The organism is Pseudoxanthomonas sp. UC19_8, from assembly GCF_042700505.1.
Classification (GTDB): domain Bacteria; phylum Pseudomonadota; class Gammaproteobacteria; order Xanthomonadales; family Xanthomonadaceae; genus Pseudoxanthomonas_A; species Pseudoxanthomonas_A winnipegensis.
Window position 1 is genome coordinate 1,290,234 of sequence record NZ_CP170559.1, and the last position, 14,077, is coordinate 1,304,310.

A 14,077-nucleotide genomic window follows, 5' to 3' on the forward strand; every position below is an offset into this window, starting at 1 on the left:
CCGGTCAGGCGTCCTTGGCCTCGTGCGGGGCCGCGGCGGCCTGCGGGGTGTCGCCCAGTTCGTATTCGGCGTCGACCTCCCAGCCGTGCTCGGGCGTGGGCGGGCCGCAGGAAATGGACACCGCGCCCTGGTCGGCCGGCGTCACCTGGGCGCGGTTGAGCGCGAACAGGTTGCGGCCCAGGTCGTGCGAGGGCCGGGCGGTGTCGGGCGCCAGCGTGCGCAGCTGCCATTCCTCCGCGTCGACCTGCGCCTCCAGCACGCCGGCCTCGGCGTCGAGCAGGATCATGTCGCCCTCGCGCAGGCGCGCCAGCGGGCCGCCGGCGGCGGCCTCGGGGGTGATGTGGATCGCGGCCGGGATCTTGCCCGAGGCGCCGGACAGGCGGCCGTCGGTGACCAGCGCCACGCGCCGGCCCTGGTTCTGCAGCAGGCCCAGCAGCGGCGCCAGCGAATGCAGCTCGGGCATGCCGTTGGCGCGCGGGCCCTGGTAGCGCACCACCGCGACGAAGTCCTGCGGCAGGGCGCCGGCGGCGTGCAGCTTGTTGAGGCTGCGCGGGTCGTCCACGACCACGGCCGGGGCATGGATGCGGCGGTACTCGGGCTTGACCGCCGAGGTCTTGATCAGCGAGCGCCCGAGATTGCCGCGCAGCAGGCGAAGGCCGCCCTGGGCCTCGAACGGCGCCGACACCGGGCGCACCACCTTCTCGTCGGCGCTGGTGGCGATGCCGGGGCTGTAGGCCAGCTGGCCATCGGCCAGGCGCGGCTCGTCGCAGTAGGCGCGCATGCCGCCGGCCACGATGGTCGGGATGTCGTGCATCAGGCCGGCGTCGAGCAGCTCGCGGAACACGAACTGGGTGCCGCCGGCGGCGGCGAAGCGGTTCACGTCGGCCTCGCCGTTGGGATAGACGTGGGCCAGCAGCGGCACCACCTGCGAGATCTCGTCGATATCGTCCCAGGTCAGCACGATGCCGGCCGCGCGCGCCACCGCCACCCAGTGGATGGTGTGGTTGGTCGAGCCGCCGGTGGCCATCAGCGCGGCGATCGCGTTGACGATCGCGCGCTCGTCCACCAGATGGCCGATCGGGCGGTAGTCCTCGCCCAGGGCGGTGATGCGCAGCGCGCGCTCGGCCGCCGCGCGGGTCAGCACGTCGCGCAGCGGCAGGTCCGGGTTGACGAAGCTGGTGCCCGGCAGCTGCAGGCCCATGGCCTCCAGCAGGGTCTGGTTGGAGTTTGCCGTGCCGTAGAAGGTGCAGGTGCCGGCGCCGTGGTAGCTGGCCGATTCGGCCTCCAGCAGCTCCTCGCGGGTGGCCTCGCCGGCGGCGTAGCGCTCGCGCACGGCGGCCTTTTCCTTGTTGGGGATGCCCGGCGTCATCGGCCCGGCCGGCACGAACACCGCCGGCAGATGGCCGAAGGCCAGCGCGCCCATCAGCAGGCCCGGCACGATCTTGTCGCACACGCCCAGGTACAGCGCCGCGTCGAACATGTCGTGGCTCAGCGAGATCGCCGTGGCCTGGGCGATGACATCGCGCGAGAACAGCGACAGCTCCATGCCCGGCCGGCCTTGGGTGACGCCGTCGCACATCGCCGGCACGCCGCCGGCGACCTGCGCGGTGGCGCCCAGCTCGCGCGCCAGCTGGCGGATCATCTCGGGGTAGTGCTCGAATGGCTGATGCGCCGAGAGCATGTCGTTGTAGGCGGTGACGATGCCCAAGTTGGGCGTCACGTCCGCGCGCAGCCGGCCCTTGTCGGTCGGTCCGCACGCGGCGAAGGCGTGGGCCAGGTTGCCGCAGCTCAGGCGGGTGCGCTGCGGGCCGTCCTTGAGCACCGCGTCGATGCCTTCCAGGTAGGCCCGGCGCGGCTGCGCGCTGCGGCGGCGGATGCGGTCGGTAACGGCTTCGATGCGCGGATGCAGGGTCATGGCAGGCGGCTGTGACAGGCGGGAAAGAGGGCGCGTCGCGAACCGGGCTGAAGCAGACCACTGGCAATACCAGTGGGATCTGCAATTCCGCTGCGGTCGTCAGCAGGCCCCAAGTCTAGCGCGATCGCGTTTCGACCGGGCGCGCGGAGAAGATACCAATACGATTCCAGTCAGGCGACCGGCGGTTCCGGCGCGTGCTTGTAGGCGGGCCCGAACACCTCCACGGCCATGGCCGCCGCGCCCAGCAGGCCCGGCTGCTTGTGCAGGTTGGCCAGCACCGGGATCTTGCCCATCGCCGGCGAGAAGCGGCCCTTGTGCTCGAAGCGCTGGCGGAACCCCGAGCGCTGCAGCTGCGGCAGCAGGCGCGGGACCAGTCCGCCGCACAGGAACACGCCGTCCCAGGCGCCCAGGGTCAGCACCAGGTCGCCGGCGATCGCGCCGAACACGGCGAAGAACACGTCCAGCGCATGCAGGCAGCGCGCATCGCCTTCGGCCGCGCGCGCGGTCACGTCAGAGGGCTGCATCGGACCGGGGTCCTCGCCGGCCATCTCGCTGAGCGCGCGATGGATGTTGACCAGGCCCGGGCCGCAGATCAGCCGCTCGTTGGACACCCGGCCGAACTGGCGCGAGAGCCGCTCCAGGATCTCGATCTCCTCCGGATTGCCCGGCGGGAAGCTGACATGGCCGCCTTCGGTCTCCAGCGCATAGCGCTTGCCGTCGCGCACCAGCAGGCCGCCGGCGCCCAGGCCCGTGCCCGGGCCGATCACCGCATAGGTCAGGTTGCGCGACAGCGGCACCGGCTTCCACGGCGTGCCGCCGACCTGGGCCACGTCATCCGGGCCGAGCAGGGAGGAGGCCATGGCCTGGGCGGCGAAGTCGTTCATCAGCTTCACGCCTTCGAAGCCGAGCATCTTCTTCAGCCGCGGCACGCGGATCACCCAGGGGTGGTTGGTGACGCGGACCTCGTCGCCGTCGACCCGGCCGGCCGCGGCGAACACGCCGTTGCGCGCCGTGGTCCCGGTCTGGTCCATGTAGTGCTTGGCCGCATCGGCCAGCGAGGGGAAGTCGGCCACGACGTACTCGCGCGTGCTGTCCACCAGCAGCGGGTTGTCGGCACCGGTGTCGGCCAGCGCAAAGCGCACGTTGGTGCCGCCGATGTCGGCCAGCAGGACGCACTGCGCGGGGTCGGAAGAGCTCATGCGGGATTCCTGGAACGAGGAAGAAGGATCGGGCGCCGGCCGCGTCGACGGGCCGGGGCGCGAGGCGCGACGGATGGTAGCGCGTGGCCCCGTCCGGCCATGCGGCGCATACGAATGCGTGGGAGATTTCGACATCGCCCCCTCCGGCAAGTCGATTGTGGGATTGGCGTGGTGAAAACGCTTACATGGCAGAATACCGCGTCGCGCCTGCGCTCGTCACCGGGTCGGGCGTAGCCTTCGCCGCAGCGCGCGCCCAGCGCGATGCCGTGTGCGGTGCAGCAACGAAACTGAAGGAGACACGATGGCGAGTGTGCAGCTGGATCAGGTCCGCAAGGTGTACGACAACGGCCAGGTGGCCGTGCACGGCGCCAGTTTCGAGGTCGCCGACGGCGAGCTGATGGTGCTGGTGGGGCCCTCGGGCTGCGGCAAGTCCACCCTGCTGCGCATGATCGCCGGGCTGGAGGAGATCAGCGGCGGCACGCTGAAGATCGGCCCGCGCGTGGTCAACGACGTGGCGCCCAAGGATCGCGACATCGCCATGGTGTTCCAGTCCTACGCGCTGTATCCGCACATGACGGTCGCGCAGAACCTGGCCTTCGGCCTGAAGCTGCGCAAGCACGACAAGGCCACCATCGCCGCGCGCATCCAGGCCGCGGCCGAAACGCTGGGGCTGACCTCGATGCTGGACAAGCTGCCCAAGGCCATGTCCGGCGGCCAGCGCCAGCGCGTGGCGCTGGGCCGGGCGCTGGTGCGCGAGCCGGCGGTGTTCCTGCTGGACGAGCCGCTGTCCAACCTGGACGCCAAGCTGCGCAACTCGGTGCGCAGCGAGATCGCCCGCCTGCACCGGCAGCTGGGCACGACCATGATCTACGTCACCCACGACCAGGTCGAGGCCATGACCCTGGGCCAGCGCATCGTGGTGCTCAAGGACGGGCAGATCCAGCAGATCGACACGCCGATGGCGCTGTACGACCGGCCGGCCAACCTGTTCGTGGCCGGCTTCCTGGGCAGCCCGGCGATGAACGTGCTGCGCGGCACCGCGCAGGCCGAGGGCCTGCGGCTGGACGACGGCACCCTGGTGCCCTGGCACGGCGCCGCCCCGGCGCCGGCCACGCCCGGCCGGGCGCTGATCGTGGGCGTGCGCCCGGAGGACCTGCATCTGGTCCAGGCCGGCGCCCCGGGCAGCTTCGCGGCCACCGTGGAGAACATCGAGCCGGTCGGCAACGAGATCTTCGTCCACCTGCTGGCCGGCAAGCTGGCGCTGGTGGCCCGCGTGGCCCCGCGCGCGCTGCCCGCGCCGGGCGAGCCGATCGGCCTGCAGCTGGACCCCGCGCGCCTGCACTGCTTCGACCCGGCCGACGAGCGCCGCCTGGAAGCCTGAACCCGTCCGGCCGGCCCGGTAGGGCGCCGGTATACTCCGGTGTCCGCCGACGGCCCTGCCGCGCCGGGCCCCGCAGGCCCGCGCCAAGCGCCGCCGGACTCCATCACCCCGGCTGCGCGGCCTTCTCCCCCCTTTGAGAGGGCCCGCGCGCCGCCAACGCGACGCGACGCATGCGCCTGTCCACGATCAAGCTGTCCGGCTTCAAATCCTTCGTCGATCCCACCACGCTGCACCTGCCGACCAACATGACCGGCGTGGTCGGCCCCAACGGGTGCGGCAAGTCCAACATCATCGACGCGGTGCGCTGGGTGATGGGCGAGAGCTCGGCCAGCCGCCTGCGCGGCGATTCGCTGACCGACGTGATCTTCTCCGGCTCGGCGGCGCGCAAGCCGGTGGCGCAGGCCACGGTCGAGCTGATCTTCGACAACGCCGACCACACCATCTCCGGCGAATTCGCCGCGTTCAACGAGATCTCGGTCAAGCGCACCGTCAGCCGCGACGGGCAGAGCAACTACTACCTCAACGGCACCAAGTGCCGCCGGCGCGACATCACCGACCTGTTCCTCGGCACAGGCCTGGGGCCGCGCAGCTACTCGATCATCGAGCAGGGCATGATCAGCCAGATCATCGAGGCCCGGCCCGAGGACCTGCGCGTGTACCTGGAGGAGGCCGCCGGCATCTCCAAGTACAAGGAGCGCCGCAAGGAGACCGAGACCCGCATCCGCCACACCCGCGAGAACCTCGAGCGCCTGTCCGACCTGCGCGAGGAAGTGGACAAGCAGCTCGAGCACCTCAAGCGCCAGGCGCGCCAGGCCGAGCAGTACCAGGCCTACCAGGAGGAGCGCCGGATCAAGGACGCGCAGTGGAAGGCGCTGGAGTACCGCGGCCTGGACGGCCAGCTGCGCGGCCTGCGCGAGGGTCTCTCGGTCGAGGAGACCCGCCTGCAGCAGCTGATCGCCGAGCAGCGCGAGGCCGAGGCCCAGATCGAGGGCGACCGCGTGCGCCGCGACGAGGCGGTCGAGGCGCTGGGCCGCGCCCAGGCCGACGTTTACCAGGTCGGCAGCACGCTGGCCCGCATCGAACAGCAGATTCAGCATCAGCGCGACCTATCCACGCGCCTGGTCAAGGCCCAGGCCGAGGCCCAGGCGCAGCTGGCCGAGCTGGGCACGCACATCGAGAGCGACAGCGCGCGCCTGGACGTGCTGCGCGAGGCGGTGGAAGAGGCCGAGCCGCAGCTGGAGCAGCTGCGCGAGGACGACGTCATGCGCCAGGATGCCCTGCGCGAGGCCGAGGCGAAGCTGGCCGACTGGCAGCAGCGCTGGGAGGCCCACAACCGCGCCACCGCCGAGTCCTCGCGGGCCGGCGAGGTCGAGCGCACCCGCGTGGACTACCTGGACCGGCAGTCGCTGGAATCCGAGCGCCGGCGCGAGGCGCTCACCGCCGAGCGCGCCGGGCTGGACCTGGAGGCGCTGTCGGCCGCCTACGAGGCGCTGTTCGAGCAGTACGAGGTCAAGAAGGCCTCGCTGGACGAGCTCAACGAGACCGTCGAGCAGCACAAGCAGGCCGTCTCCGGCGTGGCCGAGCGCCAGCAGGCGCTGCAGGCGCAGCTGGCCCAGGTACGCAAGGACGCCCAGGCCGCACGCGGCCGGCTGTCCTCGCTGGAGACCCTGCAGCAGGCCGCGCTAGGCCAGGAGCAGGGCGCCGCCCTGGCCTGGCTGCGGGCGCGCGGGCTGGATTCGGCGACCCGCGTGGGCGAGTCGCTCACCGTCGAGGCCGGCTGGGAGAACGCGGTCGAAGGCGCGCTGGGGCGGCTGATCGAAGGCGTGCTGGTGCAGTCGCCCGAGTCGCTGGTCGAGGCGCTGGCCGACCTGGACGAGGGCCGCATCGCGCTGGTCTCGCCTCAGGAAGGCGAGGAGACCTTCGCGCCGACCTCGCTGGCGGCCAAGGTGCGCGGGCCGCTGGCCGTGCGCCGCCTGCTGGCCCGCCTGCACGCAGCCGAAGACCTCGCCCAGGCGCGCTCTCTGCTGCCGACCCTGCCGGCCGGCGATGCCATCGTCACCCGCGGCGGCGAGCGCCTGGGCCAGGGCTGGGTGCACGTGCAGCGCTCCAGCGCGTCCAGGCAGGGCGCCCTGCTGCGCGAGCGCGAGATCCAGACTCTGCGCGAGCAGATCGACCAGCTGCAGGCGCAGGAGGCGCAGGCCGAGCAGGACCTGGCCGAGCTGCGCGAGGTCGCCCTGGCCGGCGAACAGGCGCGCGAGGAAGCCCAGCGCAGCCTGTACCAGGCCCATCGCGCCGTGTCCGAACTGGCCGGCCAGCTGCAGGGCCAGCAGGGCCGGCTGGATGCCGCGCGCACCCGCATCGAGCGCATCGATGGCGAACTAGCGCAGCTGTCCGACGCGCTGGAACAGGCCCGCGACCAGGCCGCCGAGGCCCGCGCCCGCCTGGAGGACGCGGTCACCCGCATGGCCGACCAGGAGGACGCGCGCCAGCAGCTGGACGCCGAGCGCCGCGCCCTGACCGCCGCGCGCGATGCCGCCCGCGAAGCGGCCCGCACCACGCGCGAGGCGACCCACGCGCTGGCCCTGACCCTGGAATCCCAGCGCACCCAGATCGCCTCGCTGACCCAGGCGCTGGAGCGCATGGGCGGCCAGCGCGGCCAGCTCGATTCGCGCCTGGGCGAGATCACCGCCCAGCTCAACGGCGGCGAGGATCCGGTGTCCGAGCTGGAAGCACAGCGCGAGAACGCCTTGCACGAGCGCGTGCGCGTCGAGCGCGTGCTGGCCGAGGCGCGCACCGCGCTGGACGGCATCGACAACGGCCTGCGCCAGTACGAGCAGACCCGGCAGAAGCGCGACGAGCAGGCCCTGGCCCAGCGCGAGGCCATCGCCCAGCGCCGCCTGGACCAGCAGGCGCTGGTGCTCAAGGCCGAGCAGCTGTCCACCGCGGTGGAGCAGGCCGGCTTCGTGCTGCAGGCGGTGATCGAGACGCTGCCCGAGATCGCCGACCCGGCCGAGTGGGAAGCCGCGGTGCAGCAGCTGGACTACAAGATGCGCCGCCTGGAGCCGGTCAACCTGGCGGCCATCCACGAATACGGCGAGGCCAGCACCCGCAGTGAATACCTCGAGTCGCAGAACGCCGACCTCACCGCCGCGCTGGAAACGCTGGAGGAGGCCATCCGCAAGATCGATCGCGAGACCCGCGGCCGCTTCAAGGAGACCTTCGACCGCGTCAACTCGGGCGTGCAGGCGCTGTACCCGCGCCTGTTCGGCGGCGGCCATGCCTATCTGGAGCTGACCGGCGACGACCTGCTCGACACCGGTGTGTCGATCATGGCGCGCCCGCCGGGCAAGCGCGTGTCCAGCATCTCGCTGCTGTCGGGCGGCGAGAAGGCGATGACCGCGGTGGCGCTGGTGTTCGCCATCTTCCAGCTCAATCCCGCGCCGTTCTGCCTGCTCGACGAGGTCGACGCGCCGCTGGACGAGGCCAACGTCGGCCGCCTGGCCAACATGGTCAAGGAGATGAGCGAGAAGGTGCAGTTCCTGTTCGTCAGCCACAACAAGGCGACGATGGAAGCGGCCGATCAGCTCTCCGGCGTGACCATGCGCGAGCCGGGCGTTTCGCGCCTGGTGTCGGTCGATCTGGCCGAAGCCTCGCGCCTGGCGGGCGCGGCCTGAAGGCAGGAGCGAGTTTGGATGAGTCAGGAGTGAGCAAGCAGGTGCGGTACTCGCGCTTTCACTCACTTCTCACTCCTGCGCGCTCGCTTCTGGCCCTGAAGCACCAGCCGTGGCACCATCCGGCCAGTTTTTGAGAAGGAGCCCCAGCCCATGTCGGACGTGATGATGCTGAGGATCGGCATTGCCGTGGTGGGCGTGATCCTCATCATCGCGATGGTGATCTTCGGCCGACCCAAGAAGGCGCCGCAGGGGCGCCGCGTGGAATCCGGCGAGCGTGGCGATGCGACGCGGGTCGAGCCCAGCCTGGGCGGCGATCCGGCCGATCCGGACTACAGCGGCGAGGGCGTCAGCCAGCCCGACCTGGGCCTGGCCGATCCCGGTGCCGGTGACAGCGACCTGGGCAAGCGTCCGGGTTCGGACTTCGACAAGATCATCTCGCTGTACGTGGCGGCCAAGTCGGGCCAGATGCTGCGCGGCGAGGACATCGTGGTGGCCGCGGAGAAGACCGGCCTGACCTTTGGCCACATGAACGTGTTCCACCGCCTGATCGAGCATCACCCCGAGCGCGGTCCGGTGTTCAGCATGGCCAACATCATGCAGCCCGGCAGCTTCGACATGGCCGCCATCCGCGAGCTGGAGACCCCGGCCATCGCCTTCTTCCTGACCCTGCCGGCGCCGATGACCGCGCTGGACGCCTGGGAGATGATGCTGCCCAACGTGCAGCGCATGGCCGAATTGCTCGACGGCGTGGTCCTGGACGACAGCCGCAACGCGCTGGGCCGCCAGCGCATCCAACACATCCGCGAGGAGCTGCGCGGCTACGACCGCCAGCACGAGGCCCCGCCGCTGAGCAAGGCGCCGCGCTGGTAATCCGCGGCTCGCGACGTCGCCTCTGCGACGCCACGCCGACGCGCTAGCGCTTCATCACACCCACCAAGGATCGCGCCGGCGCCTCATCGCGGCGGCGCGGGCTGGGCGGTGCGCGGGCGCGACACGCGCCGGCGCCAGGCCAGGTAGCGGGAGAAGCCCCACAGCACCGCGGCCAGGCAGAGCAGGGTGAGGAAGTAGCCCGAGGTGCCCAGGTCCAGTCTGCCCACCAGCAGCGCGGCGGCGTAGGTGAGCAGGATGCCGGCGGTGAAGACCTCCAGCGAATGGCGGCCCATCGAGGCGAACACTTCGTGCAGCGCCAGCGCCGGGCGCGGCATCCGCCGATCGCGCAGTGCGGCGGACAGCCAGAAGTACGCGGCCAGCACCAGCGCCGCGTGCGGAATGCGCAGCAGGCCGAGCTGATGCTTGTCCCACCACCAGGCATCGCTCAGGCCCAGCTTGCGGTCGGCGACGAAGGCCACCGTCGCCAGCGCCAGCGCGCCCAGGACCGCGACGGCCGCCGCGGACCGCCGCATCCAGCGCTCCAGCCGGTCCAGGACGCCCAGCCGTCCGCACAGCAGGCCGCCCATGAAGCACAGCTGCCAGGCGAAGGGATTGAGCCCGTAGCCCTCGCCGTGCAGGCCCAGCGCCGCGCGCGCGGCCGGCAGCTGGCACAGCAGGTACAGGCCCAGGGTCAGGCCGAAGGCCAGCGGCGCGGCGCGCTGGGCCAGCGGCACGAACACGATCGACACCAGCAGGTAGGCCACGTACAGCGACAGGATGTCCAGCAGCGGCGGGCTGTTGGCCAGCAGCAGGAAAGACAGCGCCGAGTCGTCCGGGCGCTGCACATGGTCGGCCAGGCCCAGCGCCTCCAGGCTGGAGGGCAGCATGATCGAGCAGATCGCCAGCAGCGCGACGAAGGCCAGCGCGTTGTACAGGTACAGGTGCCCGGCCCGGTGCGAAAGGCGCACGAAGCGCTGGGCGAAGGTCACGCCCGGGCGCGTGTGCAGGATCCCGATCAGCGCGCCGGAGACGAACAGGAACAGCTCGGCCGCCGAGGAATACCCCAGCATCGTCGGCGTGAACCATTCGCGCCCGTCGTAGCCCAGTTTGCGCGCGAAGCTGGAGGTGTGGTCGAAGGCGATCACCAGCAGGCAGAGGCCGCGGACGAAATCCAGCGCCTCGATCCGGCTGCCCGCGCGCGGCGGGGCGACCGGCGCGTTCAAGCCCAAGGCTCCGAACGGTGGGGCACGATGCATGTGCAGGGATCATGGCTCCCGCGGCCGAACGGCTGGGCGCAGGTGAGGAGCGAGGGAAACAGAAACAGGGCCGACGGGCGGCCGTGTGCGGACGTGGGGGTTCGCATGGGCAAGGGCAGCGGCGGGGGAGATCCGACCCTAACGCCTGTCATGTTCAGTGTTTGTAAGTCGCTACATCTCGCATGCATCGACATCGCAGGCTGTGACATGCCGCTCGCGTAAGATTTGCCGATGAGCCCGGCCAAGACCCCCCAGGCGCGCGTGACCGAACTGCGCCAGCAGCTGGATGACGCCAGCTATCGCTACCATGTCCTCGATGAGCCCAATATTCCCGATGCGGAATACGACCGCCTGCTGCGCGAGCTGGACGAGCTGGAGGCCGCCCACCCCGAGCTGGTGACGCCCGATTCGCCGACCCAGCGCGTCGGCGCGGTGGCCTCCGGCCGCTTCGCCGAGGTGCGCCACGCGCTGCCGATGCTGTCGCTGGGCAACGCCTTCGACGACGCCGAGGTGGAGGACTTCGTGCGGCGCATCGCCGAGCGGCTGGGACGGCGCACGCTGAAGTTCTCGGCCGAGCCCAAGCTCGATGGCCTGGCGATCAGCCTGCGCTACGAGCAGGGCGTGTTCGTGCAGGGCGCCACGCGCGGCGACGGCACCACGGGTGAGGACGTCACGGCCAATCTGCGTACGGTGCGGGCCATTCCGCTGCGGTTGCGTGTTGCGGGAATGGGGAATGGGGAATCGGGAGTCGGGAAAGGCAAGAGCGGGGCGGCTTCCATTCCCGATTCTCCATTCCCCATTCCCAGCGTCCTGGAAGTCCGTGGCGAGGTGTATATGCCGCGGGCAGCGTTCGAGGCCTATAACGAACAGGCGCGCCTGCATGGTGGCAAGGTGCTGGCCAATCCGCGCAATGGCGCGGCCGGTTCGCTGCGCCAGCTCGATGCGCGCATCACCGCGCAGCGGTCGCTGGCGTTCTATGCCTACGGCGTGGGCGAGGTCGAGGAGGGCGCGCTGCCGGACACGCACTCGGGCACGCTGCAGCGCCTGCGCGAATGGGGCTTCCCGGTCAGCGACCTGTCGCAGGTGGTCGAAGGCGCCGAGGGGCTGTTGCGCTACTACCGGGAGATCGGGCAACAGCGCGATTCGCTGCCGTTCGACATCGACGGGGTGGTCTACAAGCTGGACGACGTGGCCGGCCAGCGCGAGATGGGCTTCGTCTCGCGCGCGCCGCGCTGGGCGCTTGCGCACAAGTATCCGGCGCAGGAACAGGCCACCACGGTGGAGGACATCGAGATCCAGATCGGTCGCACCGGGGCGGCCACGCCGGTCGCACGCCTGGCGCCGGTGCAGGTGGCCGGGGTCACCGTCACCAACGCCACCCTGCACAACGCCGACCAGATCGCGCGCCTGGACGTGCGCGTGGGCGATGCGGTGATCGTGCGCCGCGCCGGCGATGTGATCCCCGAGGTGGTCAGCGTGATCCTCGAGCGCCGTCCCGCCGGCACCGCACCCTGGCAGATGCCGGCGCAGTGCCCGGTGTGCGGCTCGGACATCGTGCGCGAGGAGGGCGCGGCGGTGTGGCGCTGCTCGGGCGAGCTGAGCTGCCCGGCCCAGCGCAAGGAGGCCATCCGCCACTTCGTCTCGCGCCGGGCGATGGACGTGGACGGGCTGGGCGAGAAGTTCATCGAGGTGCTGGTCGATGCCGGCGTGGTCCAGGGCGTGGCCGATCTCTACACGCTCGACCTGGATCAGCTGCTGCAGCTACGCCTGGTCACCGGTGCCGAGACGCCGGAGGGCTTCCTGCGCGAGGCGCGCGAGCATCTGGCCGCCGGCGCGTACGCGAAGCTGGAGGCCACGCTCGCCGGCGTGCGCGGCGACGGCGACGCAGTGCCGGAGACCTGGCAGGCCGACCTGCTGCGCGCCGGCCTGCCGGCCTTCGACTGGAACCGCAAGAAGATCGCGACCAAGTGGGCCGAGAACCTGGTCGCCGCGCTGGAGGCCAGCAAGCGCACGACCCTGGAGCGCTTCCTGTTCGCCCTGGGCATCGAGCATGTCGGCGAGAGCACGGCCAAGGCGCTGGCGGCGTGGTTCGGCGATCTGGAGCTGGTGCGCAGGCTGCCCTGGCCCGTGTTCAAGCGTGTGCCGGACATCGGCGGCGAGGTGGCGCGCGCGCTGGGGCGTTTCTTCGAACAGTCCGGCAACCAGCAGGCCATCGACGACCTGCTGGCGCGCGGGGTGGAGATCGTCGACAGCCATCCGCCCAGCGCGCTGCTGCGCGAAGGCCTGGACCTGGCCACGCTGCTGGTCGACCTGGAAATCCCCAAGCTGACCCGGATCCGCGCCACCGCGCTGGCCGCGGCGATGCCGCAGGTCGCGCAGATCCTCGCGGCCGACCAGGACGCGCTGATCGCCGCCGGCCTGCCCAAGAACACCGCCGCAGCGCTGGTCGAATGGCGCGACGCGGACGACCACGCCCACCTGCTGCAGGCCACCGGCGAGGCCCTGGCGCGCCTGGACGCGATCACGCCCCAGGCCGGCGCGATCCAGGCCGGGCCGCTGACCGGCCAGACCGTGGTGCTCACCGGCAGCCTGGAATCGATGACCCGCGACGAGGCCGGCGCCCGACTGGAGGCGCTCGGCGCCAAGGTCGCCGGCAGCGTGTCGAAGAAGACCGCCTTCGTGGTCGCCGGCAGCGAGGCCGGTTCCAAGCTGACCAAGGCGCAGGACCTGGGCATCGAGGTCTGGGACGAGGCGCGGCTGATCGCCTTCCTGGACCAGCACGCGTGAGCTGGCAGCCCAGCGCCCGCCCGGAGGTGCTGCGCCTGCGCGCCCTGCTCAACGCCCAGGTGCGCGCGTTCTTCGCCCAGCGCGAGGTGCTGGAGGTCGAGACACCGGTGCTGTCCCAGGCCGGCAACACCGAGCCCAACATCGACAGCTTCACGACCGCGTTCAGCGGCCATGTCAGCGCCGGCGCGCGCACGCGCTGGCTGCGCACCTCGCCCGAGTACCCGCTCAAGCGCCTGCTCGCCGCCGGCATCGGCGACTGCTATGAACTGGGCCGCGTGTTCCGCAATGGCGAGGCCGGCGGCCGCCACAACCCCGAGTTCACCATGCTCGAGTGGTATCGGGTCGGCTGGGACCACCGGCGCCTGGCGCAGGAGACGATCGAGCTGGTGCGCCTGGCGCTGGCCCTGGTCGACCGGCAGGCACGGGTGGACGAATTGACCTACCGCGAGCTGTTCCTGCGCGGCCTGCAGCTGGACCCCTTCAGCGCCACGTTGGAACAGCTGCAGGCGCCGCTGGCGTCGGTGCGCATCGACGGCGAAGGGCTCACCCGCGACGACTGGCTGGACCTGCTGATCACCCACCACCTGCAGCCGGCGTTCGCGGCCGACTGCATCACCATCGTGCATGACTGGCCGGCCAGCCAGGCCGCCCTGGCCAGGCTGCGCGCGGGCGATCCGCCGGTGGCCGAGCGCTTCGAGCTGTACCTGGGCGCGGTCGAGCTGGCCAACGGCTATCACGAGCTGCGCGACGCGGCCGAGCAGGGCGCACGCTTTACCGGCGACCAGCGGCGCCGGGCCGAACGCGGTCTGGTGCAGCCGCCGCAGGATCGCCTCTTGCTAGAGGCCCTGCCCCTCATGCCACACTGCGCCGGCGTGGCGGTAGGCATCGACCGGTTGCTGATGGCGATGCTGGGGACGGCGAGCATCGCCGACGTGCTGGCCTTCGATTTCGCACGGGCCTGACACACCAAAGGCATACACGGATCGTAAACAGGT

At 71.3% G+C, this 14,077-nt stretch carries 8 protein-coding genes; 5 read left to right on the forward strand and 3 right to left on the reverse strand.

The features are described from left to right. Positions 1 to 4: 4 nt before the first annotated feature. Together edd and glk are read right to left on the reverse strand one after the other, a co-directional pair. Positions 5 to 1,915, reverse strand: coding sequence for a phosphogluconate dehydratase (edd, locus tag ACFJIT_RS05525; protein WP_130517841.1), 1,911 nt, complete (start codon positions 1,913 to 1,915; stop codon positions 5 to 7). 170 nt (positions 1,916 to 2,085) lie between these two features. Then, a complete protein-coding gene (gene glk, locus ACFJIT_RS05530; RefSeq protein ID WP_130517843.1) occupies positions 2,086 to 3,114 on the reverse strand; it encodes a glucokinase in 1,029 nt (342 codons plus the stop codon). Positions 3,115 to 3,415: 301 nt separating this feature from the next. Between glk and ACFJIT_RS05535 the strand changes: the two genes are divergently transcribed. The 3 genes from ACFJIT_RS05535 (at position 3,416) to zipA (ending at position 9,039) form a co-directional block, all read left to right on the forward strand. Next, positions 3,416 to 4,495: an ABC transporter ATP-binding protein gene (locus tag ACFJIT_RS05535; protein ID WP_379655284.1), complete on the forward strand. Its 1,080-nt coding sequence runs from the start codon at positions 3,416 to 3,418 to the stop codon at positions 4,493 to 4,495. Positions 4,496 to 4,665: 170 nt separating this feature from the next. Further along, entirely contained in the window at positions 4,666 to 8,169 is a 3,504-nt protein-coding gene (smc, locus tag ACFJIT_RS05540; protein WP_130561603.1) for a chromosome segregation protein SMC, read from the forward strand. A gap of 150 nt (positions 8,170 to 8,319) precedes the next feature. Next, positions 8,320 to 9,039: a cell division protein ZipA gene (gene zipA / locus ACFJIT_RS05545; protein WP_379655285.1), complete on the forward strand. Its 720-nt coding sequence runs from the start codon at positions 8,320 to 8,322 to the stop codon at positions 9,037 to 9,039. A gap of 83 nt (positions 9,040 to 9,122) precedes the next feature. On the opposite strand, the gene opgC is transcribed toward zipA, so the two are convergent. Continuing rightward, positions 9,123 to 10,262, reverse strand: coding sequence for an OpgC domain-containing protein (opgC, locus tag ACFJIT_RS05550; RefSeq protein WP_379655286.1), 1,140 nt, complete (start codon positions 10,260 to 10,262; stop codon positions 9,123 to 9,125). A 264-nt stretch (positions 10,263 to 10,526) separates the two neighbouring features. Here opgC and ligA point away from each other — a divergent pair, with 264 nt between their 5' ends. Beyond that, a complete protein-coding gene (gene ligA / locus ACFJIT_RS05555) occupies positions 10,527 to 13,082 on the forward strand; it encodes an NAD-dependent DNA ligase LigA (protein ID WP_379655287.1) in 2,556 nt (851 codons plus the stop codon). After that, entirely contained in the window at positions 13,079 to 14,044 is a 966-nt protein-coding gene (gene epmA / locus ACFJIT_RS05560) for an EF-P lysine aminoacylase EpmA (protein ID WP_379655288.1), read from the forward strand. The genes ligA and epmA overlap by 4 nt, the downstream gene beginning before the upstream one ends. Positions 14,045 to 14,077 lie beyond the last annotated feature (33 nt).